At 54.4% G+C, this 25,243-nt stretch carries 21 protein-coding genes; 8 read left to right on the top strand and 13 right to left on the bottom strand.

All coding sequences use genetic code 11. The features are described 5' to 3' along the window. Positions 1-201: 201 nt before the first annotated feature. The 3 genes from SH573x_RS18890 to SH573x_RS18880 form a co-directional block, all read right to left on the bottom strand. Positions 202-2,496 (bottom strand): SulP family inorganic anion transporter, encoded by a 2,295-nt coding sequence (locus SH573x_RS18890; protein WP_479349261.1) that lies wholly within the window; start codon positions 2,494-2,496, stop codon positions 202-204. 90 nt (positions 2,497-2,586) lie between these two features. Continuing rightward, entirely contained in the window at positions 2,587-4,890 is a 2,304-nt protein-coding gene (locus SH573x_RS18885; protein ID WP_479349260.1) for a bifunctional SulP family inorganic anion transporter/carbonic anhydrase, read from the bottom strand. Positions 4,891-5,544: 654 nt separating this feature from the next. Beyond that, positions 5,545-6,036 carry a DinB family protein gene (locus SH573x_RS18880; protein WP_479349259.1) on the bottom strand — a complete coding sequence of 164 codons (492 nt, stop codon included), beginning with the start codon at positions 6,034-6,036 and terminating at the stop codon, positions 5,545-5,547. A 359-nt stretch (positions 6,037-6,395) separates the two neighbouring features. On the opposite strand from SH573x_RS18880, the gene SH573x_RS18875 reads away from it, so the two are divergent. Next, on the top strand, positions 6,396-6,560 hold the full coding sequence (locus tag SH573x_RS18875; protein WP_479349258.1) for a hypothetical protein: 165 nt from the start codon (positions 6,396-6,398) through the stop codon (positions 6,558-6,560). A gap of 276 nt (positions 6,561-6,836) precedes the next feature. Here the strand turns inward: SH573x_RS18875 and SH573x_RS18870 are convergent, their stop codons facing one another. The 5 genes from SH573x_RS18870 to SH573x_RS18850 form a co-directional block, all read right to left on the bottom strand. Beyond that, positions 6,837-7,031, bottom strand: coding sequence for a Flp family type IVb pilin (locus tag SH573x_RS18870; RefSeq protein WP_479349257.1), 195 nt, complete (start codon positions 7,029-7,031; stop codon positions 6,837-6,839). 286 nt (positions 7,032-7,317) lie between these two features. Continuing rightward, the gene (dgt, locus tag SH573x_RS18865; RefSeq protein ID WP_479349256.1) at positions 7,318-8,469 is read right to left on the bottom strand and encodes a dGTP triphosphohydrolase; all 1,152 of its coding nucleotides are present in this window, start codon (positions 8,467-8,469) and stop codon (positions 7,318-7,320) included. A 250-nt stretch (positions 8,470-8,719) separates the two neighbouring features. Continuing rightward, positions 8,720-9,352, bottom strand: a complete 633-nt coding sequence (gene ruvA, locus SH573x_RS18860) for a Holliday junction branch migration protein RuvA (protein WP_479349255.1) — start codon at positions 9,350-9,352, stop codon at positions 8,720-8,722. Continuing rightward, a complete protein-coding gene (gene ruvC, locus SH573x_RS18855; protein WP_479349253.1) occupies positions 9,349-9,930 on the bottom strand; it encodes a crossover junction endodeoxyribonuclease RuvC in 582 nt (193 codons plus the stop codon). Before ruvC ends, ruvA begins: the two co-directional genes overlap by 4 nt. Further along, a complete protein-coding gene (locus tag SH573x_RS18850) occupies positions 9,930-10,670 on the bottom strand; it encodes an alpha/beta hydrolase (protein ID WP_479349252.1) in 741 nt (246 codons plus the stop codon). The genes ruvC and SH573x_RS18850 overlap by 1 nt, the downstream gene beginning before the upstream one ends. 266 nt (positions 10,671-10,936) lie before the next feature. On the opposite strand from SH573x_RS18850, the gene SH573x_RS18845 reads away from it, so the two are divergent. Then, the gene (locus SH573x_RS18845) at positions 10,937-11,341 is read left to right on the top strand and encodes a calmodulin-binding protein (protein ID WP_479356771.1); all 405 of its coding nucleotides are present in this window, start codon (positions 10,937-10,939) and stop codon (positions 11,339-11,341) included. Between the two features lie 115 nt (positions 11,342-11,456). Here the strand turns inward: SH573x_RS18845 and SH573x_RS18840 are convergent, their stop codons facing one another. The 5 genes from SH573x_RS18840 to SH573x_RS18820 form a co-directional block, all read right to left on the bottom strand. Then, complete coding sequence (locus tag SH573x_RS18840; RefSeq protein WP_479349251.1) at positions 11,457-12,374, bottom strand: sugar phosphate isomerase/epimerase family protein; 918 nt, start codon at positions 12,372-12,374, stop codon at positions 11,457-11,459. 53 nt (positions 12,375-12,427) lie between these two features. After that, positions 12,428-13,807 (bottom strand): nucleoside permease, encoded by a 1,380-nt coding sequence (locus SH573x_RS18835; RefSeq protein WP_479349250.1) that lies wholly within the window; start codon positions 13,805-13,807, stop codon positions 12,428-12,430. A 172-nt stretch (positions 13,808-13,979) separates the two neighbouring features. Then, the gene (locus SH573x_RS18830; protein WP_479349249.1) at positions 13,980-16,799 is read right to left on the bottom strand and encodes a TIGR03032 family protein; all 2,820 of its coding nucleotides are present in this window, start codon (positions 16,797-16,799) and stop codon (positions 13,980-13,982) included. A 268-nt stretch (positions 16,800-17,067) separates the two neighbouring features. Next, complete coding sequence (locus SH573x_RS18825) at positions 17,068-18,138, bottom strand: DUF1574 family protein (RefSeq protein WP_479349248.1); 1,071 nt, start codon at positions 18,136-18,138, stop codon at positions 17,068-17,070. Between the two features lie 8 nt (positions 18,139-18,146). Next, on the bottom strand, positions 18,147-19,571 hold the full coding sequence (locus tag SH573x_RS18820) for an MBOAT family O-acyltransferase (protein ID WP_479349247.1): 1,425 nt from the start codon (positions 19,569-19,571) through the stop codon (positions 18,147-18,149). Positions 19,572-19,898: 327 nt separating this feature from the next. Between SH573x_RS18820 and SH573x_RS18815 the strand changes: the two genes are divergently transcribed. The 6 genes from SH573x_RS18815 to SH573x_RS18790 all read left to right on the top strand — a co-directional run bounded on the left by SH573x_RS18815 (position 19,899) and on the right by SH573x_RS18790 (position 25,235). After that, positions 19,899-21,266 carry an arylsulfotransferase family protein gene (locus SH573x_RS18815; protein WP_479349246.1) on the top strand — a complete coding sequence of 456 codons (1,368 nt, stop codon included), beginning with the start codon at positions 19,899-19,901 and terminating at the stop codon, positions 21,264-21,266. 45 nt (positions 21,267-21,311) lie between these two features. Continuing rightward, positions 21,312-21,551: a hypothetical protein gene (locus SH573x_RS18810; protein WP_479349244.1), complete on the top strand. Its 240-nt coding sequence runs from the start codon at positions 21,312-21,314 to the stop codon at positions 21,549-21,551. A 2-nt stretch (positions 21,552-21,553) separates the two neighbouring features. Continuing rightward, on the top strand, positions 21,554-21,982 hold the full coding sequence (locus tag SH573x_RS18805) for a hypothetical protein (RefSeq protein ID WP_479349243.1): 429 nt from the start codon (positions 21,554-21,556) through the stop codon (positions 21,980-21,982). 8 nt (positions 21,983-21,990) lie between these two features. Beyond that, on the top strand, positions 21,991-23,073 hold the full coding sequence (locus SH573x_RS18800; RefSeq protein ID WP_479349242.1) for a sulfotransferase: 1,083 nt from the start codon (positions 21,991-21,993) through the stop codon (positions 23,071-23,073). Positions 23,074-23,270: 197 nt separating this feature from the next. Further along, positions 23,271-24,455 carry a sialidase family protein gene (locus SH573x_RS18795; protein ID WP_479349241.1) on the top strand — a complete coding sequence of 395 codons (1,185 nt, stop codon included), beginning with the start codon at positions 23,271-23,273 and terminating at the stop codon, positions 24,453-24,455. A 45-nt stretch (positions 24,456-24,500) separates the two neighbouring features. Next, on the top strand, positions 24,501-25,235 hold the full coding sequence (locus tag SH573x_RS18790) for a creatininase family protein (protein ID WP_479349240.1): 735 nt from the start codon (positions 24,501-24,503) through the stop codon (positions 25,233-25,235). Positions 25,236-25,243 lie beyond the last annotated feature (8 nt).

The following is a 25,243-nucleotide window of genomic DNA, read 5'->3' as shown; positions in this document are numbered from 1 at the left end:
TAGGAGTAGGAGTAGGAGTAGGAGTAGGAGTAGGAGTAGGAAATTGACACGCATGCTCTTCACTAGCGAAGGGGCAACGACGCATTGGGTAACCAATGCTTGCTCGTACTCCTACTCCTACTCCTACTCCTACTCCATGAGTATCTGTAGTTTTGAGGCCGTGCCACCCGCAGGCCCATTGCACCCCGATCGGATTGAGGGCTAAGGCGACGAAGTAGCCGACATTTCCTTCGTTCCGATGCCAATCGCGTCGTCCAATAGAAATTCCACTCGGCCCGAGCCTACGTTGTAAATCGCGCCGACCAGACCGATCTTGCCCTCTTCAGCTAGTCTGCGCAAGCTCGCACTTTCGTCGACAATCTGACGCAGCGAATGTAACACATTCTGGCGTGTAACCTGTTCGACGAGAATCGATCGCTCGTCGGTTGTGCACTTATCCAAGTCATGGCATTGACCGAGATCGATCGAGTGGGCAATGCGATCGACGATGGAATCCAAATGCTCACACCCGGTGGCATCTTCGGGCTTGGTGCCCGTGGAGGTGAAATTGACCGAAGCGGTCACCGCCCCACACTTGGTGTGCCCCAACACCAGAATCAATTTCGAGCCCGCTACACCGCACGCGTATTCCAGAGAGCCTAGAACCTTGGGGCCAACCACATTGCCTGCGATGCGTATGCTGAAGATATCTCCCAACCCCAGGTCCAGAATAGTCTCCACGGGCGCCCGCGAATCGATGCAACTCAAGATGGCTGCAAACGGGAATTGACCTTGTGCGGCCGTGGCTAGCTGCGTTGAGTAATCTCGAAACAGTGGTTGACCAGCTTGAAATCGCTCGTTGCCGTCCTGCAATATCTTTAGAACTTCGACGGGCTTTAAATCTCGCTGCAGCTCACGGGTTGAATAATCGATGAACTGGGTTTCATTTCCCAAGCTGTACTTGCTCTTGAAGCCACGCAGGCTAACAGCGATGTTGTATTTGGGCGCCGTGCGATCCTTAAAGTCGCGAATCAGACTCAGTACGTCGGGATCAATAAAATCGGTGTTGGTTGCATCTAGCAGGATATGCGATCCGGGTCGAGCGTCGCGCAAGGCGCGTTCAAAGGCGGCGCGATTCAAGAAACTGACTTGGTTACCAAGCTCGATGCGTGTTAGGTCGCCACCGATATGCTTTTCGTTGATCTTCTTCAACGGACGTCGCACGTTGCTGTTGAGTATGAAGACGATGCCAACGGTTAGGCCAATCATGGCTCCAATCAGTTTTTCGGTGAATACGATAGCAATGACCGTCAACAAAAATGGTAGGAACTGATAACGACCTTCGGCCCACATCGATCGAAACAGCGCAGGTTGAGCCATCTTGCATCCGGTCCAAAACAGAATGGCCGCAATGCACGATAAGGGGATCAAGTTCAAGTAAGTGGGAACCAACCATACGCATAACAAGAACAGGCAGCCGTGAATGATGGTCGTCAGCTTAGTTCTGCCACCGGCATCCATGGCTAATTTGGAATGGACAACTCGCGAAGTGATCGGCAAGCCGCCCAAACATCCGCTGAGTATATTGCCAACGCCCTGTGCAACCAATTCGCGATTGGCCGGTGAGTGTCTGAGTTCCGGATCGAGTTTGTCGACTGCATCCAAATTCAACAACGTCTCCAGCGAAGCGACCACGGCAATCAACATAGCGGCCATGTAGATCGTGGGATTGTTCCACTGCGCGAAACTGGGAAACGTCAGTACTTGAGCAGGACCATCGGCGATTGCTCCAGCGACGGGCACTCGCAAGAAGTGCCAGGCTTGACCGCTCCAATTCGTGTCGTATTGCCGTAACCACAATCCCAGCAGACTGCCCACGACGATCACCACCAGCGGCGCAGGCAGGATCTTCATCGATCGATTCTTGCTGAATTCCCAATAAGCCAAAATCGCCAGCGACACCAAACCGATCATGGCTGCGCCAAAATGCGTATCGCCGGATATTTTTAAGAACTCTGAAAAGGTTGTCTGACGGTCGGGTTGCCAAAAGGACATTTCACCGATCGGATCGGAATCGTGACCGAGCAAGTGTGGGATCTGCTTCAAGATTAAGATGATGCCAACTGCGGCAACCAAGCCCTTCACCACGCTCGAAGGCAGAAAGTCGGCAATATCTCCCACGCGAATCAAACCAAAGATGATTTGAATCAGTCCGGCCAACATCAAGGCGAACAAGAAGATCTCAAAGCCTCGCAGGGTGGCCATCTCCGTAAGGATAATCGCCGCCAGTCCGGCTGATGGTCCACTTACGCTAGTATGCGAACCGCTAATCCACCCCACGATCGTGCCACCGATAACTGCGGCGATCAGGCCCGCGTACGGCGAAACATTCAGCATACTGGCAATGCCGAGACTGATCGGGATGGCCACGATGAACAGCGCAATGGCAGCCAGCAGGTCGCCGAATACGGGCGATGGTTTTATGGATGTTGCTGAAGTGGGTGATGATGATTGCATATTTGTCCTTTGTCGGCACTGGTCATTCAATTTGACTTTGATGCCAATGATCATTTGTTCTTGAGCACGGTTCGTCTGGAACACTCAGGCCTACGATACGACAGCTTCTTTTAATTCGTTGTTCAACCCCAGTGCCTGTTCGAGCATGAATTCAATGTGGCCGCTGCGTGGGTCGATCATAGCCCCTACGATGGCAATCTCTTTTTCATCCAATAACTGACGAATCGTCCGGCTCCGCTCGGGCAACAGGCGAACATTGCGTAGTACATGACGGCGAGCGATGGCATCGACGCGAGCTTTGCGCTCCTGGTCGCTCAAACTTCCGTAATCGCTCAACGTTTGATGATCGATGGAATGGCTAATTTCTTCGATGATGTGATCGAAGTGCTGCCCGTAGTCGGTTGAGTCACGCGACTGGCAGGCTGCGGCAACTGCCGATTGCAAGATGCTGGATCCAAAGTGCCCCAGTACGACGACCAATCGCGCCCCCGCAACCGCGCATCCGTATTCAACACTGGCCAACGTGCGCGGCCCCAACAGCGCGTTGGCAGCCTGGCTGACATTCAACAGGTCACCGATTCCCGCGTCGAAAATCAGCGAAGTTGGCGTACGGGAATCCATGCACGTCAGCACGACCGCTAAAGGATACTCACCATGTTCGGTGGCGTTCATCTGCCGGCGCGTATCCCGATAAAGTGGTTGGCCGGAATGGTAGCGATCATTGCCTTCGCGGAGCAACGTCAGAACTTCATCTGGCTTCAACTGGCTCTGCAAATCAGGTGTGCTGTAATCGACGAATTGCAGATAATCGTGGAGCTGGTATTTCTCGCGGAAACCCTTCAGGCTCAGCGGTATACCCAGCGCGGGCGCAGTTGTATCGCGGAACTCGCGAATGAATCCCAGTATGTCCGGGTCTATATAGTCAGTATGACGCGCATCCAACATGACGTGATCGCCCCGCGGGACGCTGCGTAGAGCCTTCTCCAGTGCGGCTCGACTAAGAAAACTCACTTGATTGGCTAGTTCGATGCGATGCAGGCGACCGCCAGCATGTTGTTCGATAACTTTGTGAATGGGACGTTTGGTGTTGCTTGCCAAGATGAACAAGAAGCTCACTCCCAGCCCGATCAAGATGCCAATCAGCAAGTCGGTCAGTACGATGGCCAGGACTGTAATCATAAACGGCAGGAATACCGCCCGACCTTGTTGGTACAGCTGTGCAATCAGCTTGGGGCTGGCCAGTTTGTATCCCGTCATGAACAGGATAGCAGCCAAACTGGACAGCGGAATCATGTTCAGATATTTGGGCAACCACAGGGCAAAGCTGAGCAGAAAACAACCATGCAGGATGGCTGAAACTTTGGATTGAGCGCCCGCATAAATGTTGACCGAGCCGCGCACCACGACGCACGTCATGGGCAAGCCGCCAACCAGGCCCGATGTAAAATTGCCGACGCCTTGAGCAATCAGTTCGCGATTAGGCGGTGACACACGCTGGCGTGGATCGAGATTATCCACCGCCTCAAGGTTGAGCATCGATTCCAGCGTGGCGACAATCGCAATAGTTACCGCAGCCAGATACACGGCCGGTTGATTGAGTGACTGGAAATTGGGATGCATCAAAAAGCCAATGAAGTCCTGGAAACTATTGGCTACCGGTACACTAACCAACTGCGATGGACCAACTTGCCAATCACCGCCCAGTCCACGAAATGCATAGACCAAGGTAACTCCCAACAGCACCACAACCAGTGGCGATGGCACCAATGATTTCTTTAACCATTTGACTTGATCCCAGCCGATCAGAATCGCCAGCGACAATAAACCGATCGTTAGTGCGCCGACGTGGTATTGCCCAGACAGCAATACTACCAACGAAAAAATCGGGTTCTGATGCCCACCCTTTTCGTGTCCGCCGGATTCTTTGGCCATTTCTTCAAAGGCATTTTCACCAACTGATTCATGACCCAACAGATAAGGTAGCTGTTTCAAGATCAGGATCAGGCCGATCGCGGCCAACAACCCCTTGATAACGCTTGATGGAAAGAATGAGGCGATGAAACCGGCTCGCGCTACACCCATGACAACTTGAATCAGGCCAGCCAAAGTGACCGCCATCAAGAAGGTCTCAAACGATCCCAGAGTTGCGATCTGCACCGCCACGATCGCCGTCAGGCCAGCCGCTGGTCCAGAGACACTGGTATGCGATCCACTGATCAAGCCCACTAAGATGCCGCCGATTATGCCGGACAATATTCCAGCAAACGGGGGCGCGCCGGATGCCAACGCGATACCCAAACATAGGGGCAGAGCGACCAAAAACACTACCGTGCCAGCGGTTAGATCGCGCATAAAGACGCTGGGTGTATATCTTGACAGTGTGCCATCAGGCATTCGAACGACTCCGCTGTCGGTCAAGGAACTTAAAGTTGGTTGTCAACTGAAACTAGATCAACGCGACCACCGGGTCGATGCTGGTCCACCAAGTCGATGGCGTTTCACTGTTGGAACAAAAGATGGCTGCTGAGAATCAGCAACGCAGTAGAGAGCCGCATCCATTGCGATTGTTATGAGCCCCTCGAGAAACATCCAGCGTTCCTTGGCGAGCTGTGACTTGGCGCGTTGCAGGCAACCAAGACACGCGGGTCGACACCAGGTGACGCTTGCTCGCAACCTGCACGGCACCCGAGGTGAACTCTTCGATTTCCAGTTGCTCGACGGGCGTAGATCCAGCAGGGGATTCTTCGGCAGGTGATTCTGCCGTGGGGCCGGGTGAGGTACACCACGGAACTCGAAAGCCCACATCGTTGCCCGAGAGCAGGCTTCTTAGACTGCCCCCAAATCCAATTGTGCAGCACAATACGAGCAACAAGCCACGAAGGCATGAGCTGGAACTGGTGACGAATTGAACTGGGCTGAGCTGAAACATGTGGACATTGTAGTCGAAATTCAGGCGGCGGGCGCTGGGTGCGTCCTTGAGAACGGGGCTCTACTTGCCCTTATTCGCATTTGATCCATTTAGTTTGCCTAATAGAAGCGGCCACGTGCTTAAAGGCCGCAGCGCTTTTCAACGATACTCTGATGATGGCGAATGTGGCCGATGATCGCTTTGCCCAAGTCCTTTACTTTCCACACCAGCCCAGCCGCCTGACCGGAATTCTCCCAAGCTGACTCGGGAAGGGTAGCGAACATGGCAATGTTTGCCTGGCGAGCCAAACATAACTGCTCCAAAATGTCCCCAACTGTTCGCTCGTTGTAGTTCGAATTAGCCACAAATTGATGTTCGTCGAAGCCGGAGAGCGGCGTGGGATCGTTGCGCGAAAAACGAAAGGCTCGGTAGGCGAAAATGATCTCTCCGTCGATCAGATGTCCAAGCGCTTCCTTGATCGTCCAAGTATAAGGTGGATGAACCATGTCGCCCTGCTCATCGCTGATTCGCTCCAGCCGTTTGAAGTCGATCTCCAACTGTAGACGCAGCGCATCGACCACATCGGTTTCCGGCACTAGTCGCGTGTAGTTCTCGTAAAAGGGAGCTTGCATAGTCATCTCCAGGGTGAATAAAACTTAGCAAACTTAACGATAGCAAATGGGGCCGTAGGCTGCTGGTCCGAGATGGTTTCGAAGATCTAACTTTGACCAGAATAAAGACGGCCGGGCTGCAGCTAGCCCGACACCAAACTTGCGTTAAACCCGAATGGGGTGTGTCGACGCGCATAGCGATGCCAAGCCCGCGAGTTCCACTTTGAAACGCAGAGTTCGCAGAGCCCGCCGAGCGAATTCAGTATTCTCTGCGATTCTCCTTGTCTCTGCGTTTAAAACAGCGGAACTCTCGAATAGCCACCGGTTGTGTCGCAAAATCGTGCCGGCAGTTCAATTGTCAGGCGACAGCCTCTTACGGCATGGGTGCGCTAGAACTGGCACCCGAACCAGTCGGTGCGCTCGCGCCAGTGCCGGATGCACCTGAAGGCGATCCGCTGGAGTTAGGCATCGTCGAATTCGTTGTGGGCGTCGAAGTCGTCGATGGCGCACTGCCACCTGTACCGTCAGGGTTGGGGTTGGGCTGACAGCCAAGGATCGACAACGACAACAAGGACATCAACGTTGCCAAGAATGTCACACGCTTCATAGTGCGAGAACCTTTCGGAACAAGGGGAACCAGTCGTTTGGCTCCGTGATTGGAAACGGCCCGAAAGGGTAATGGCTCGCAAGCAAAGAGAATGCCGCGGTTCACCGGTCCGCGATTAACTGGAGCGTAACTAGAACGCCTGAGCGGATACGCGTAAGCACCACCGCAAAGTGCTCATGCGTAACAGCTAAGGAAGAAAAGCACGCTCCGTAAACTAACCTCCCAACGCTTGAGAAATTGCAGCGGCGGAACGGTCAAAGCTGGAACCAGTGGCTGTGGCCATATTCTTTACGGCCCCCACACAAACCACAACTATCAAGGCTAATAACACTGCATACTCAACAGCCGTAGGTCCATCCTCGGCACTCATAAAACGCTTGAGTTTGTCGCGCCAGCGAACTTTCGACATAAAAACCTCCAACGAAATCAGCCGCTAATCCCCTGGAACCCCGTTTCCCCAAATCGAAGGCATATCCAGGCGATAGCAGCTTAGGCTCAATGAGGCCTTGGGTGGCCTACAAGTACCCTACGTTAGAATTGTCGCATCGGGTTTCAGACAGGGCCGTTCGGATGATTGATCGTGAATCAGAAGTGGCTCAAACCGTACAATCGTTGCGGCCGGCAGCCACGAACAAATTCGCGCATCGTGCGTCTACCGGCGCGTTCAGCCCAGTTCATCCCTCTACACTTGTACATTACCACGCTGGCACTGCGTTACCACCTAGCTCAACTAAGTGAGTGTACAACGTATCGCAACCGTTGTCGGTCAATCCAGCGAGATATTCAGCCGCTACACGTTGCGGGTTCGAGCGATTTACTCGATTCTGAAAGCGTTCCGGTAGCAACTGTGGCTTCGTAGACAGCTCGCCATGCAACTCTTGGAGCCTGATTGCAGCGCGCTTGCGCATGTCGATCAACTTAGAATGACGGTAGACATTCTCGAAAAGAAAACTCTCCAGCTCGCGCCGCTCATCGGCCACTAGCGGCCCGAAGCCGAGAGTTGTTCCAACTTGGCGCACGGCCGTGCTATCTAGATTGGCCACGTCCAACAGCACATCTTGACTGTGTTCCAACAAGTTAGCCACCTGCACATCGATCAGACTGTGTACCAGCATCTGTCGAGCGGCCAGTGAATTGCCAGTGACCTGGTTGGTTTCGCGCCAGCCACGCGCGCGTCGAACTAGCTCCAAGCCGCTTAGTTGTTGCAGACTGATCAGGCCCAACATGAGCGCATCGTCAACGTCGTGCGCGTTGTAGGCAATACTATCAGCCAGGTCCACGATCTGCACTTCCAGCAGTGGAGGTTGGCCGGCATGAGTGATCCGAAAACGTTGACCACTCAGGACTTCTTCGGTCAGATTCAAACCTGGATACTGGGTGTAGCGAGTCTCCAGTTCTTCAGCCAACGTCAATGCAAAGTCATTATGCGAAAAGCCACCTTGGTCTTGAAGGCATTGATCAAGGGCCTCTTCGCCACTGTGTCCGTACGGGGGATGACCGATATCGTGCAGAAGAGCTAACGCCTCGATCAAATCTTCGTTCAACCGCAACGCGCGACCCAGAGTACGCGCGATCATGGTGACTTCTTGCGTATGCGTCAACCTGGTGCGATGGTAATCGCCCATGTTTCCGGTGAACACCTGCATCTTGCCACTGAGCCGCCGAAAGGCAGCACTATGCAAGACGCGATCACGGTCGCGCTGAAACGGACCACGATAGGCATGCGGCGGTTCGGCATAGCGTCGGCCGGCCGACTGCTTGGAGAACATGGCATACGGAGCCAGCAAGAGCCGCTCGCGTTCCAGCCACGCACAGGTGCTAATATGCTTTGAGGTGTGACTTGTCATACATTAAAGATATCGGCTGCGAGCATTAGAACCAAGAGCAATGTCACCTCTCCAAGGCTTCGCCTTGGGGAGGTCGAATCGAGGCTTTGCGAGATTCGGGAGGGGTCTGGGCACGTAGCCGATCTCGCCAGAGATTGGGAATTGATTGGTGACGCGTCCAAAGTCTGGCGACTTCGGCTACAGGTTTGTCCGCAGGAGTCTTGGCTCAAGCGCCTCGTCGGCGACCTCCCCCGCTGCGCCGGTGAGGTGACTAAGCGCCGAACTTGCGTTTGTAAATCAGTTGTATCAGCGTCTCGGTATCTTTGAACTTGGTGCCTGTGGCTACAGCCTGGTCGATTAAGTTGCGGGCGTCGGCTTCGGCGTGGCCTAGTGCTAGCAGAGCTCGATAGGTTTCTTCAACAACGCCTTCGGCGACATTTTCCGCAGCGGCTGGGGCATCGCGACGCACCAGCAGTGCGAATTTGGGCATCTTGCGACGCAGCTTGGCCACGATTCGCTCGGCTGTGGCCGGGCCTACTCCTGGCAAGGCGGATAGAGCTTTAGTGTCCTGCTGCTCGATCATCACGGCCGTGTCTTGAACCGGCTGAGTCATAGCCCGCAGAGCCTTCTTGACGCCTACCCCATCAACGGAACAAAACAGTTCGAAGAACTCGCGCTCGATGATGGTCAGAAAACCGACCAATCGCGGCATCAGCTTGCCGCCGCTGGCCGCGTTGCCTTCCATGTAATAAATCGTATGCAGCGAAACCGGTTTGCCCCTTTGGCTTTGCAAATGCCGACGCGTGTACTCGGGGATCAGGACTTCGTACTCCATAGGCGGGATGCTCAGCGTGGCTGATTCTTCTTCCAGCGATACCAGGTTGCCGCTAATCTTCGTGATCATTCCGATTTCCGCGTTTTGAGTTGGAGAGCTTCAATTTGTGCGGCCACGCTGGGGCGCGACCGCCGGGTCATGGTGGGAAATTGTGACGGCAATCGTAAAGCTTGAATATGGCACAGTGCAATGGCCAAAGCATCGGCCACGTCAGCCGGCTCGATCGGGGCCGGCAGGTTCAATTGCAGTTGCACAGCCGATTGCATCTGGCTCTTGGGTGCCCGACCGTTGCCCGTTAGAAGTTTCTTAACTTTTGTGGGCTCGTAAGAGGACACTTGCACACCGCTGTTGGCCGCCGCTAAACAGATCACCCCGCGGGCATGGCCCATCAGAATCGCCGTCCGCGGCCGTTCATAATGCGAATAGAGCTGCTCCATCGCAAAACTATCGGGGCGGTGTTCGACCAATATCTCCACAATCCCATCGTACAGCTCTTTTAAACGCAACTCCAAAGGACTGTCGCGCGGTACCCGAATCACCCCAGCATCAACCAACGCCACCTGGCTACCACGAGCTCGGATGACACCGTATCCGGTGGTGCCCAGCGCAGGGTCGATACCCAAAACCTTCACTTCCTTGTTGGTCATTATCCGGTCAGTTCATCCAATAAGTTAGCTGTGGCCTCAATCGCTTCTCCGGGAATTGTATGAGGCCCTTGAAACTGTTGAAATTCAACCTGGCATCCGCCGGACTGGAGCAAATCTCGCAACCATTGCCCGGTCTTGAGCGGCAGAATGGGATCGAGCGCACCGTGGCTCTGAACAATCTTCGTACCGCTCAGCTTGCTGACTTCATTTTTCCATTGCCGCTCGCGGATCAAGCAACCGGAATACAAGGCCATGGCCGCTGGTGGCTCGGGCAAACCACAACAGGCCACCTCCATCGATAACATGGCTCCCTGCGAAAAGCCGCCAATCAAGAGCTTTGAGTAATCCAAGCCGGTTTCCTCAAGTAGCTGGTTGATCACGCCGACCAGCGCATCGCGAGCTTCATCGATTCCCGGAGGACTCTCTTCTTTGACCAGTTCATATTGTCCTTGTTCCAGTGCATTGATCAGGCGCTGAATACTTAAACGCCACCAACAGCGTCCATCGCCATAACCTTCATCGGCCAGTGATAGCAAACCGGCGGGAAAGACCAATTCAATTGGCTCGTCTGTGGCTCGAGATTCCAGGAGATCAGGTGCCAGACCCAGAAGATCATCGCCTGATGCACCGAATCCATGACAAAAGATCGCCAAGCCTCGCGGTGGCTGATCGGGCTTGATGATCGAACAACTGAGCGCACCAATCTGTTGGCGATGATGGCGATATTTCACGGCTGACACTTGGAGATCCTTAAGCTCTAACCCACGGTAGCGCTGACACGTTGCGCCGGCCCTGGTTTCAAGGCCCAGTTTCACTGGCCAGCATCGTAACATAAATGCTGCGGCGCGTTAAAGTTTGCGCAGAATCCGGCCAATTTGCGTGGTGCCGAATGTAACGGCTTTTCCTTCAACTCCGGTTGGATTTCCAGCCGATGCTCAAAGCGAACCATTAAGGGCCAGTCCGTACGAGCCCTGTGTACCAATCAATCCCGGGAGGGAATCCGATGATGTTTCGAAAGAGCATGCTCAGCCTATTGGCCCTGGTTGCCCTTGCCAGCACTGGTGCCGTGATAGCTTCAGCTGACGATTGTATCTATGGCAACTGCGGTGGTGGCGGCAGCGCGGCTGCCGGCAGTCCGTTCTACTACGGTGGTGGCAGCCCCAACAACGCCTTCGGCGCAACCTGGGGCGGCGCAGCAGGCGCACGCGATTGTGCTCGCTTCTACCACTATCCGTACGTTTACTATCCACAGAATTTTTACGGTAGCGAATACTATCGCAGCAGCGACAGCATGTATTACCGCTATCCAGCCGAAATGCAAATTCCGGTCTACAACAAGAAATGGCACAACGAATATCCCAGCCAGCGCCGCTACCACTGGGGTCATCATTTCTTGACCGACGTGTTCTAAGTATCGCTGGCGATCAATCGCCGGCTCACACGAATTGAAAATCCCGCTACGGCGATTGGAGTTGCCCAGCCAATCGCCGTTTTTTCATGCGTGCTTTAGTTAAGTTGTACTGCACTCAACCGATGTTCAGCGCGCGATCGATCTGGCCGGCCACCTTGGCCAGTCGCGCTTGATCTCCGCCACCAACTTCTGCGGCGACCCAGCCGTGGAAGTTGATGTCATCCAGCGCCTGCCGCACTTCTGCCCACGGAATATCGTCTTCCAAGATATCCGCAAACTTGTCGCTTTTGCGCGAGAAGCCTTTGATATCCAGTTTGACGATGCGTGTACCCAAGGTGCGAATCCAATCAGCCGGATTGCCATACTTCCAGTGATTGCCGATGTCGTACTGCATGCCGACAAACGGTGACTTGAATTCGTCGACAAACTTGACGAACTTGTCAGCGCTTTGGTTGTTTGGTCCATTGTGCTCATACAAGAACTGATTCCAAACATTCTCGATGGCAATCGTCACACCCAGTTCGGCCGCCAGTGGTATCGCTTGCTGGATGTTCTCAACTGCACGAGGCCAAATCTCTTTCTCTGGTCCGTCTTTACCAACTCCTACGACCAACAACACCGTATGGCCACCGACAGCATGCGTCTGCTTGAGGGCCGTCTGCAGGTCTGCCAGGGCTTGTGCGCGAATCTTGGGGTCGGCATTGGTGTGCGTGATGTTCCAGTGGGTCGAACAGACCGAACCATCGACGGGTAGTCCACTCGCATCGATGGCCGCCTTGATCGCCGGTACATCGATGCCTGGCGAATCGAGTTCGATGCCATCGTAACCGGCTGCCTTGACGGCTTTGAACTTGGCCGTCATGTCACCTGGGACTTGAACCATGCCAATCTTAAGTGTCTTGAGCAGTCGGCGTGGTTTAGTCTGGTGCGTTACTTCCTCGGCACATGCGCTTGTAACCAGCCTGGACGAAGCCGCCATTGCGACGCCGGCGAGGCCAGTTTGAACCAGGAATTGTCGGCGATTGTTGTTCATGTTGCTGTCTCCAGTAATTGGATTTCTCAAAATTGCTGATCTGAGAATTTGAATTAACTTGCCGCCTGGACGTCACGCTTGGGTGGATGGAAGAACAATGCCAGAGCAATCGCTGCCAGTGTCGCCGCCGCGCAGGGTACCAAGAACAGACCACGCCAATCGGTGATCTTGTCTTTGGTAAAGACTTCGGAGATCAACCATGGGCAGATCGAATTGGCCACTAGCGCACCCACGCCCAAGATCATGACGTTGAACAGGCCCTGGGCACTGGAACGCACATCCTTGGGGAAGTACTCATCCACAAAGATGTACACCGTGGCAAAAAAGAAGGCGTAGCAGATACCGTGCAGGATCTGAACGACGATGATCAACCAAGGCAATTCAGGGAAGAACGCATACACCGCAAAGCGAGCTGCATGCCCCATGATGCCGACAATCATGGTCACCCGCCAACCCAAGGTCTTCAACGTATAACCCAGTACGAGCATGGTTGTGATCTCTGCCAACTGACCCACACTCATCACCGGCATGATCCAGTTACCGGGGATGCCTACGCCGCCTAACTCTTGAGTCGTGCCCAAAAAGGTACCGGTCCAGTTGAAGTAACAATTGTGTACAAACGAATCGACGAAGGTCACCAACCACAGGACCATGACGAAGGGATGTTTGAGCAGTTTGACCGCTTCCAACCACGCCAGGCTGTCGGAGCCATCACCAGCGGGTTTCTTAGGAGGTGTGTGAGGTAGAGTCAGACTGAACGCAGCCAACAGAATCGAAGCAATTCCCGCTACGACATATGTCCACTTCGTGGCGCTCTTGAGCGCGTCACCGGTGAGACCATTACCTAGCACAGCTCCTAACCAGCCCACGATACCGGTCGGGTTGGCTGCATCGACGGCTGCCCAATCGACCAAGATAAACGTAAAGGGCCAGGCCGCCAGAATCCAACCGATCGTGCCGCCCATGCGCACGATACCAAACTCACTCTGCGCATCTTTCATGTTCGCAAACGCGATCGAGTTGGTAATCGAAATTGTGGGCACGTACAGCAAACAGTGTACGAGCATCAGGGCAAAAAATGGCCAGAACGTTGTTACGAATCCACAGCCCAGGATCGCCAGTCCGCCGACCAGATGGCTAAAAGCCAAGTACTTTTCAGCTGCAAAGTTGCGATCAGCAAACTGGTTACTGAAGAACATACCGACGATAGCTGCTATCGGGAATGCATTCAGAATCAACGATTGCTGAGTCGGGGTAAAGTTCAAACTGGGCAGATACGTAAAAATCAATGGCAGCCAGGCACCCCAGATGAAAAACTGGAGTACCATCATAATGAACAATTGAAAGCGTACCGTCGAGCTGCCGCCAGGCGCCGTGGTCGGCGGTTCAGCGGGTCCAACAGTGCCGGGCTTGTACGGTTGATCAGCGGCCACGATAGATGGATACTCCAACTAGATAAAGACGGATGCCTGCAGCAGCACGGCAAGCGGCGAGATGGTTGTTTGAGGCGAGACGTCCAGACTATACTCGCCCGAGGGGCCACTTGGCAACTCGGGCAGTTTGTTCATCCCCATTTTGACCAGCGTTTTCTCTGGATGCCTGGCCTTACTCCAGGCTGAGCAAGCATGCTTCTAACTCAGTGGCGGCCCGCTGATCGTCGAATAAACCCTGTGCTGCTTCCTCCAACCGTCGCTTCACCCCGGAGCGATAACCACTGTCGGTGGCCAAGCGGACTGCCAGGTTTACGTAACTTGTCGGATCGGTTGCAATAAGCTCCTCGAAACCGATTTGTCTGTAGATGGCGCTGGTGATGCGACTGCGCAGATGTTGGCCTTGGATCGTGACCACCGGCGTGCCCATGGCGATCGCTTCCAATGAACTGTTGCCGCCTCCGAAATGAATTGGGTCGATCACCACCTCGCTCAGTGATAACAGGGCCAAAAACTCTTCGCGTGGCAGAGCTGGCAGGAATCGCACCCGCGCACCTTGCCCTGGTAGCGTGCGGCGGAATCGCCGCTTCAAGCGATGCGTCCATTCCGGCAATCTGGCATCCAACAAGACCAGCTCGCCCTGCGGATCGCTCTCGAGAATCGCGGCCAGGTACGGATCATAGTCCGGATGGAATTTGAACAATGTTTGAGGACATGCATACAAGTGTCGATCGTCGGCCAAGCCTAGCTGGCCGCGCGTGACTGGGGCAGCGAGAGCAGGTCGTTGATAATCGATGCCCAGCGACTCCAGCAGCAACAGCTTCTCGGTGTAATCTTCTCGCGCATCGTTACGTTCCAGGTGTCGACTGCTGATGTAATAGTCGATTGTGGGACTGCCAGTAGTATCTGGATGTCCCCAGGTAGCTACCTGGACTGGTGCCAGGCGTGAGTAGGCCAAGGTCTGCGTGAGCGCATCCATACCCACATCTGCGTGGATGAGTACATCCAACTGTAGGTCCGCAACTAGCTTGCAGGCTCCGTCGACGTTGCGTGGCAATGGTATGAATTGATCGGCGGTGCGTGCAAATCGTTCCGTGAATGCATCGCCAGTTCCGCCAGCATAGATAACGCTCAAGTGGATGCGTTCACGGTTTAAATGTTCCAGTCGCTGGATGTTCAGTCGGCCAATCGTGTGATCGCGAAAGTAGGCCGACATGATACCCACGCGCAGTTTGCCACCACCGCCCGAGGCGGCCGGCCGAGCCTGCGTGTAATCGCGACCGCGAATTACTTGCCCGCGCATCGCCATCAACTCACGATCGCTGAGACCTTGATAAGCGGCGAAGAAAGCGGTCGGCACTAGCGACTGAGTGGCATCAACGGTTCCGCCGCTAGAGACAAGTTCACGCAAGATGGCCATTTGCCGAGCGCGCCAAAACTCAATATCTGCCGCCGAATCGTAAATGACAGGCAAGACCGATGATGCCAACAACTTATTCAGGGGCGAGGGATCCAGCGCTATTAAACGCTCGTAAATGTCGTGCGACTTTTCCGCTTCGCCCATGTTGAATAGCAGATAGCCGAAGTTCTGCAGAGCCACCACACTTTGTGGATCCGCTTGCAAGGCGCGCTCGTAACACAGTAGCGCCGCCGGTTGGTTGCCTTGGTCCTGGCGCAAGTTGCCCAGGTCGACTAGCAAGTTGGCCGGTTGCGGATGAGCGGCAATGGCTGCTTCGTAACTGTGCGCGGCCAATTCGAGTTGACGTTGCGCGTGGAAATTTTGCGCAGCAGTCACTAGTTCGCCGACCGATGGTCGGTGCGTGGATGAAACTGCCCCGGGAGCACCGAAGGAATTGGGATCCTGCGACCCAGAACCAGACAACACCTCTGCGCTGGCAAAGATAGGTGGTCGTGCCACCGCTGTAGGACGCGGCGTGCCTTCGGCGGGTACGATCCACACTTCGCGTTCCTGTTGATCGACCGAAGCCCCGGCGATCAGTGGGTTGCTGAAACCCTGCAAGACTTCGACCGCAAAGATCTCGCTGACGCCAGAATGAAACTGAAAGACGGCCACGGTCTGACCACTGGTCAAATCAACCACTCCCACACCACACCGCAGCTCATGGCGATGTTCCGCAATCGGTACTCCGCCAAAGACCGAGGTCTCGCGGATCTTCGATAGGCCGACAAAGGCGAATTGACCACAGAACGATAAACCGCGCGTGTAGCCCGGCATGGCTTCGACTTGGTGATATTGGCCCGTTTTAGGATCGATCCAACCCAAGGTGCCATATCCCGAATTGAGCACCCACAATCTGCCGCCGTACAAGCGCGGCGAATGGGGCATCGAGAGACCGCGACACACGACTTCGCCGGAGGGTACCTCCATCACCACGCCACTGGTGGCTTTAGTTGGTCGCCAACCGGCAGGCGTATCCGTTTCACTCATCGCCGTCACAAAGCGTGGCAATCCATTGTCCAGTGCCATGCCATTGAGATGGCAGCGATCTTGATCGATCAATTGCGAAATAAAGGGCGGTCGCCAATGCGGCACAAAACTGTAATCATCGTGCAAGGTGGACAGGCATGAGAACAACGTGTTGACGATCCATAATCCATCGCGTCCCCAACCGAGATCATGACCATGGATACTGCCCGTGTAGTAACTGCTTCTTGGTACGAAGCAACCGTCGTAGGCACTACCCGGTCCTTGTGTCTGATGGGCCGGCACCAGAAAGTGCATTTGGCGTCGCGTGCCGACAGCAATGCAGTCGGAACTAACGGCCAATCCCATCGGCTGGTCGTAATCCAAGAACGAGATGGTTAACTTGCCTTGGTGAGCCCCCAACACCAGCAACTTGCCCGCCTGGTACGTCGTTACGAGGATCGAGGCCCGCAGATGCGTGAGAATTTCTGGCAAGCGAGGCGTATATTCAAATCGAACTTCGCGCATCTTGGGCGCGAAACTGGAATCATCTTCGGGCGTCTGACTCATTGGTAGTTTTGATCGTTGGGGTCGAATGTGCTGAGGGACAAATGTGCCTTAGAGAGGCAATGCAAAGCTGAGCAACAATGTAGTTCAGCCGGCATCCGCCTACTACCCACCGATCAAAACTGTAGCGGAAGCCGTCAAGGCTTTCGAGGAATTGCCAAGAACCGTAGCGGAAGCCGTCAAGGCTTTCGGCGAATTGCCAGAATTTCAATTGGCTTGATACGGAGCCAGTGCCGATCGAAAGCCTTGACGGCTTCCGCTACCTCGAAATCTAGTACTGCAAGACTTCCGATTGCAGCTTGGCCGTAAAGACACGGGCGCCGCGCTGGAGCAGGTGGTGACCGTCCCAAAAGAGATCGTTCTCGATCCAGTGGCGGGCATCGACCACGCGGGTGCCGAACTCTGCGGTGATCGTGTGGGTGAATCGATCGATGGCTTCCAAAGCTGCAGGTGGATACCAACTGCGAAATTCATCGCTTTCGGGCATCAAAACCATGGCTTCGACAGAAATGTCTTGTTCGCGACAATAACCCAGCAGTTGGCGATAGCAGTTTAGTGATTCTTCCGATACGCTCAGTTGCGTCGCGGCTGTGTAGTAAGTTTGCTTGGCCAGGGCTTCCGCTTCGATGCGTTGCTCTGCTGTTGGCTGGGCAACCCCGAAAGCGATCCAGCCGGTCGAACTGAGAATCGTGCGCCAGGTCTCGGGGCGCGAGTTGGGCGAATTCAACTCGACTTGCCAATCCGGCGCGTACAGGCCTATCAAAGAAAATCGATGAGTGTGCCAGGGAAAGAGGGCATTGTTCAGCAACCATTCACGCGTATGACGAGCGGCTTGCTGTGGCATCAAACTGGCCAGCGATCCACAATCGCTGTATCGCAAACGATGGACAGGGAAATGATAGTGTTCGTCGAAGTATTGTTTGTCACCTAACAAACTCGGAGGCAAAACTTCGATGATGACCGAGCTAGGCTTGAATCCATTGTCCACCAATCTCTTCAATACAAGATATTGCCAGACGGAGGTTCCGCCGGTGATCGAGAAGTTGGCGACCGTCGGACCCTGCGGAGTATGGGCGAGATTGTGATTATGTGTGTAATCGGATTCGAATCCATTGCCCACACGTGAGGAACCAAGCACGACTAGCGAAGGTCGCGACGGATGGTCTGCCCGCAACGTGCGAAGTCTTTCCAAGCGAAATCCGTATTCTGGATCAGCAATGAGTGGATAGCGCAGTTCGACTAGTCCCAACATGAAACATTGCAGGAACACAAAAACCCCTACGCCCGTAAGCAGCGAGATTCTGGATTTTTGAATTCGTCGGCGAGTTTGAGTCGCGAGCATAGGGAATCTTAGAACTGAAAGTAGATGAAGGCTTTACCCGAGGCGGGGGCCAGTACCGAAGCGACAATCGCCAGCACCGCATATCCCACTCCCAAGACGCCAGCCGGAATGCGAGGATGCCAACGTTTCCAAATGCCGCTTTCGCCCAAGTAGTGCGCGAACATGACCAGCGCGAACAAGATCAAAACTGGTTGCACGGACAAGGCGATCATTCGACCATCCAAGTGCATGAACAGGCGCTGATAAACCAGCAGCGATGATTCGAGTGTCGGCGCGCGGAATAGAACCCAGGCAAGTGTTACGGCCAGGAAGGTCGTAGCCATCCGCAATAGGACACCACCGGTTGATTCAAGCATCCGCTGCAAGGCTGGGAATTGTTGGCACATCACCCGCACCTGGCGATGCAAAACCAACAGTAAACCATGGATCACGCCCCAGATGACAAACGGCCAACTGGCACCATGCCACAGCCCACCGAGCGTCATGGTAACCATCAGGTTGCGCGCAGTTTGCCAATTCGCACCACGGCTACCGCCTAGCGGAATGAACACATAGTCACGCAACCAGGTCGAGAGCGAGATGTGCCATCGATGCCAAAATTCTGCCATGTTCTTGGCCAGGTACGGCATGCGGAAATTGATACCCAACTTGTAACCAAACATATGCGCGATTCCGATCGCCATGTCGGAATAGCCCGAGAAGTCGCAGAATATCTGCACGCTGTAGGCCAGCACCGCCAACCATACCGCCAGCGAACCATACGCCGATGGATCGGCAAACACCGGATCAGCAATGGCGGCCATGCGATCGGCAATGGCCATCTTCTTGAACAACCCAAGCAAGAACAACTCACACCCAGCCTGCATGCGCAACCAACTCCAGCGCTTGCGACGATGTGTTTGCGGCAGGAAATCTCGGGCACGCACAATCGGTCCGGCGACCAAGTGCGGAAAGAACAAGATGAAGAGCATGAAATTGGCCAGATTCCGCTCGGCCTTGATACGTCGCTGGAAAACATCAACTGTGTAGCTGATGGCTTCAAATGTGTAGAACGAAATGCCGATGGGCAAAATGATCTGCAGCGTCGGAATCGATGTCTCCATGCCTAGGGCTCGCAGCGATGAAAACATCGATTCGAGGAAGAAGTTCATGTACTTGAAGTACATGAGTATCGACAGATTGAAGCCAATACTCAGCAGGAGCAGACTCTTGCGGACCCTAGCGTGTTCGCTACGCTCCAAGCCTTGGGCAATCAAAAAATCCATCAACGTCGAAACGACGATCAGGAGAGCCAGCCACTTGTTCCAGCAGGCATAGAAATAAACGCTCGCCGCCAACAGCAGATAGACGCGCAAACGCGCCTGGGGCAATACCCAGTACAGCCCGAAAACAATCAGAAAGAAAAAGAAAAAGGCTTGTGAACAAAAGAGCATTCCGGTCATCCCTGATAACGAGCGCGACGAACCCCTGCTCAGGTCGAATTCGTCAACACGTGGCTCCGCCAGCGCGCGGGAGAGTAGCAAATGCCCAATAGCGGGGCAAGAGAAATACGGACAACCGAGCTGGGGCACAAGCGCCCGCGATTAGGTCAATTCAGCAGGGCGTGCTTCGGAGTCAATTGCCAAAAGGAAAAGATTGCAATAGCGTAAGATTACAATTTCGAATGCTGCAAAACTATCGGTCGCACTTTGGGTTTGAATCTGTGGAAACTGAACCCGCAGGGTTGAGGCGTTAGGGTGTGTATCTGATCGAAGTTACCCATGCGACTATTGATTCGTATATTGAGCAACCAGTGGCTGTGGCGGGGGCTAACGCTGTTCAGTTTGCTGTTCTTTGCCTTCGTCTATGGCTTCGTGGCCAACGAATTGCGTTGGTGGCCCTACCAGCGGCTTAACCAAGCGGTGGTGGCCTTCGACGCTCTGGCACAAGCGGTCCGATCGACCAGTGGCGACGGGCTGCAGAATTATCGCCAAATGGTTGATCGCCCCACAGTCAACACGTTTCATCCGCGCGACGCGGACGACTGCATCCTGATCAGCGGTGGTGCCAGCGGTTATCTTACCGAAGAGTATCCCGAGGGCTACATGGCCTGGATCATCGATCGCGCCGGCCAAACCTTACACAGTTGGCGCAATATTCCGGGACTGTGGACCGATACCAAACTGGTCAAGCAAGTGACCGGTATTTCAGGACCAGCCAATCCCACTGGCCTGCACCTGTTCGACAACGGCGATTTGCTGGTCACTTTTCACGGCCAAAACACCTTTCCCTTCGCCGTCGGACTGGCTCGCTTTGATCACCAGGGACAGCTTCTGTGGAAGAAAGAACTGCTCACGCATCACTTCTTCACTGTCGATGCGCATTCGCACATCTTCGTACCGGCTCTTGAAGTGGTGGATTCGCCCGTACAGCTCGGAAATACCGAGATCTTTCTCTGCTCCGAGTCGGGCAAGATCTACGTAGATTACATCCTCGAACTGGACGAACACGGCAATGAGATTGATCGCATCAATCTGCTAGAGTGCTTGTGCCAATCCGGTTGGCATGGCCAGTTGGTCCGCAATAACTCGTTGCGGACTTTTGCCGAGGATCCGCTGCATTTGAACGACGTCCGCGTGCTGGACAAAAGACGGGCGGCCAATTTACCTGGCGTCAACGCAGGCGACTTGTTGGTGTCCATGCGCAATATCAACGCCCTGGCCGTTATCGATCACCAGACCAAGCTGATGAAGTGGCTGACCTCGGGTAGTACGGTCGGACAACATGCTCCTCGAGCTTACAAGAATGGCATTTTGGTGCTCGATAACCTGGGCGGTGATAGTCAACTGGGCGGCTCCCGACTGTTGCACATCGACTACGCGACCCAACGACCTGAATGTCTGTTTCCCAAGAGCCAAGCGGATATGCCAGACCTATGTCGCACGGCCAACTGCGGACATTTAGATATTCATCCCGATGGTCAACATGCGTTGATGGCAGTGACCCATGGTGGATCCATCTGGGAAGTCGATTTGACCGGCGGCAAAGTGACATGGGAATACATCATCCCTGATCAACGCTTGCCAGGAGCCCGTGGCAAGATTGGCTATGCCAGTTATTTGACTCGCCCCACGTTCTTAAAGCCGTAGCTTTAGACGCAAAATAGACTGCTGAAACTCAGGAGCTCACATCCCATGGTCGCAATCTTGATAGGCTACACTGGACCGGGCGCTGGCTTGAGCATGCTGGGGTCGCTAATGGCGGTCTTGGTTCTACTGCTGCTGGCGCTATTAGCACCCGTGGTCTTCACGATTCGCATGCTGATGAAATTGTTCGCCAAGCCTATGAATCTCGACGAGTCGGTTAAAGTTGATGCGGCCGAGTCCCGCGTCGTCGCGGATGAAGTTGCGTTGGTCCACACCGATGGAAACTAGCCATGATCGTCACTGGCGTATCATGGTTACTTGCCGGCGCGGTGGCTGGGACTCTCAGTGAGAGCGCTGCCCAGTATTCCACCATGCGCGATGCAGGTCGTATCAAGTTTAAGGCGCTGGCGGCCAAGTTGTTTAACGGCATGCACGCGGCATTGATGGCCGGCACGCATCGGGAGTTTATCGAGCGGTACGCTGGACTGCTGCGGGTAAGCGGCAGCTGGCTCGTGGGACAACTCCGATTGTTGGCCGCGCAGTTGTTGGTTGGCGGTAGCGTCTACTGTATCGCCTATTTCTTGCTCGGCGTGTTAGCCATCGGGTTCCTATCGGAGTTGGATATGTATACCCGCGATGGCCTGTTCTTATTGGGCGCCTGCCTAACTTATGGCCTGTGCAAGTGGTCGCGTGTGCGGCAGTTGAAAGTGCAACAGTAGAGTAATCGATGCAAATTCGCCGCGCAGACATGTTCCTGATTCGCACTCTGCGTCTCCTGTGGCAGCCACTCTGGCATGTGGCTAATCTCGAGTCGCTGATACTGGCTGGCGAGCTGAAGAAAATCACGCTTGACCGGCCCGTGTTCATTTGCGGCCTGGCGCGCTCGGGTTCCACCATGTTGTTGGAACTGTTTAATCAAATGTCCGACGTAGCTACGCACCGTTATCGCGATTTTCCGTTCGTAGCTGTGCCATGGCTGTGGAACCAGTACTTGGATTGGACAACCGGCCAGGCCCAACCAGCTGTTCAGCGGCCGCACGGCGATGGCATCATGATTACCAGAGAGAGCCCCGAAGCTATGGATGAACCCTTGTGGCATGTCTTCGGAGCCGACCTGCCGCTGTGGCAGTTGCCGCAGGTGACAGCTAAGTCGGATCATCCACTTCTGCCTTTCTTCAGCCAACATCTGCGCAAACTGATGTTGATTCGCGGTGGCTGCCGCATCGTAGCCAAGAACAATTATCATGTCGCCCGCATACCGTTGTTGGCAGCCTCGCTTGATGCTCAGTTTGTGATACCCGTGCGGCATCCTGTCGAACATGTACGATCCTTGATGCGTCAGCACGAAATCTTCTGCCGTTACGCACTAGCCGACCCGCGAGTGCCAGAGTATTTGAAAGCGGTCTGTCACTTCGAGTTCGGCCCACAGCGCCGAGCGTTTTGCTCCACGCCCGATGTCACCGAACGCGTGGAACAACTGTGGCGCAGTGGTCAGGAAGCTGCCGGATACGCTTGGCAGTGGACGAGCATCTATCAGTACGTTGGCGAACTACTCAACTCTCCTCAAATCGGTCCAAACATCCACTTGGTCAAGTACGAAGAATTCTGCCAACAGCCCCAGAGGGCTTGGAACAACCTCTGTCAGGCTGTAGGCTTGGCCCATCAAGCGGACCAGGTATCGCTCGAGCACATCGCCGCCCCAATCGCGTCCGCCTCGCCCAATTCCGACATCGACCAAATCATCTGGTCGATCGCGCAACCCCTTGCCACGCGGCTCGGTTACAAGATCTCAGCCGCCGCATCCGCGTAGCGGAATGCGTCAAGCATTTCCGGATAAACGTAGCGGAATGCGTCAAGCATTTCGAGATCTCGGCTTTTCGAAAATCGAAAGCCTTGACGGCTTCCGCTACACGAAAATCCGCTACGGCTTGTCAGCGGCGGTGCGTTCGATTCATAATACGGCTCCCACCGATCCCACCGCGTTTTACCCTTCTTGGACTTGACTCGATGATTCTCCGCTCGATCTCGCTGGTCTTCATTTGTTTGACCGCCAGCATGGTGCGCCTTGACGCTGCTGAACCTAAGTACAGTGAGCAGCTGATCTTTCCACTGAACGCACAGCACAATCATGCGCCCGGCATTGTTCAACTGAGCAATCACGATTTGTTGGTCTCGTGGTACCGTGGGTCGGGCGAGCGCAGTGCGGACGATGTGGTCGTTTTAGGCTCGCGCCTGAAGGCAGGTCAGTCGCAGTGGAGCGAACCATTTTTAATGGCCGATACGCCAGGCTTCCCCGACTGCAACACCTGCATGTTTATCGACAAGCAAGAGAAACTGTGGATGTTCTGGCCCACGATCATCGCCAACACTTGGGAATCGTGCATAACTAACTTCGCGGAGTCGACGGATTTTTTGCAGAGCGGTTCGCCTAAGTGGACTGGGCAGGGCATGATCCTGCTCAAGCCAGCTGATTTTGGAGACGAAGGCGAGAAGCGCCTGGATGAGTATCTTGCCCGCATCAAAACGCCGCTGAGCGATCGACAAAAAGAAGTTATCGCTAAAGCTCGCGTAAAGTTGCATGACAAGCTCTATCAACGACTTGGTTGGCAACCTCGATGCAAACCAATTCAACTCGACAGCGGTCGCATCCTGTTGCCGTTGTATTCGGATACTTTTTCATTCTCGATCATGGCGATCACCGACGACGGTGGCAAGACATGGCAAGCCAGCCAACCGATCATGGGCTTTGGTGGAATTCAACCGGCCGTGCTACGGCGCAACAATGGTACGCTGGTGGCTTACATGCGTGAGAATGGATACACCGATCATATCCGCGTATGCGAATCGACAGACGACGGGATGAGTTGGGGCGCGGTGACCGAAAGCACGTTGGTAAATCCTGGTTCAGGACTGGACGGCGTGCGTTTGGCCAACGGTCATTGGGTCTTGATTTACAACGACTCGACTGAAGGTCGCAACAGCCTGGCTGTTTCCATATCCACCGATGAAGGTCAAAACTGGCAACATACGCGGCACTTGGAACAACAACCCAGCGGCTCTTATCACTATCCCGCCGTGATCGAAGGCCGAGACGGTCTGATTCACTTCGTCTACAGCTACTTCGTCGAAGGCGGCAAGAGCATGAAACATGTAGCCGTCGACGAAGCCTGGATCTTGGCCGGCGATAAGTAGACCTAGTCAGGCTTCAAACTTCAAACTTCAAACTTCAAACTTCCCATGAATCTTTACGAATTGTCTTGGCCTCAAGTCGATGCGATGCCACGCTCGACGCCCGTGGTAGTGCCGATTGCCGCGGTCGAGCAGCATGGGCATCATCTGCCGGTGTATACCGACAGCATGCTGTTGGGTGAAGTTTGGCGTCGAGCTCATGCGGCCCTAGGCGACCGAGTGTTGTCACTGCCTTTGATGTGGCTAGGCAACTCGGATCATCATCTCGATTTTCCGGGCACGATATCGGCGTCGCCTCGCGTGTATCTGGATTTGCTTGGTGGCCTGATCGACAACCTTGTCTTTCATGGCTTTCAGAAAATTGTGTTGATCAATGGTCACGGTGGTAACGATGTGCCCGGAAAACAAGCCATTTTCGAAGCCCGCCAGCGTTTTCGCGCTCGCCACGATCTGAGGTTGATCTTCACAACTTACTGGGGCTTGGGAGCCCGACCTTGGGAAGCGGATGCGAGTTTCAAACAGCGAGAAATGGGGCATGCATGCGAATGGGAAACGTCGATGATTCTGCGTATTGCGCCCCATTTGGTTGGCGATTACCACTCGGCGCCTGAGGTTTCGTTCAACCAGCCTTACGCACCGGCTAGCCTGGCATGGATTACTAAAGATCGTTCCACGATTGGCCACATCGGTTCGCCCCACTTGGCCACCGCGGAAAAGGGCGAAATCCTGTTTGAAGCGTTCTCGAAAACGCTCATAAAACTGCTCGAAGAAATTGCAATATAAGGCATTCC

It is taken from the genome of Rania fehmarnensis, assembly GCF_056494185.1.
The sequence above is the reverse complement of the archived record's forward strand: the minus strand, read 5'-3'. Positions and strand labels throughout refer to the sequence as shown.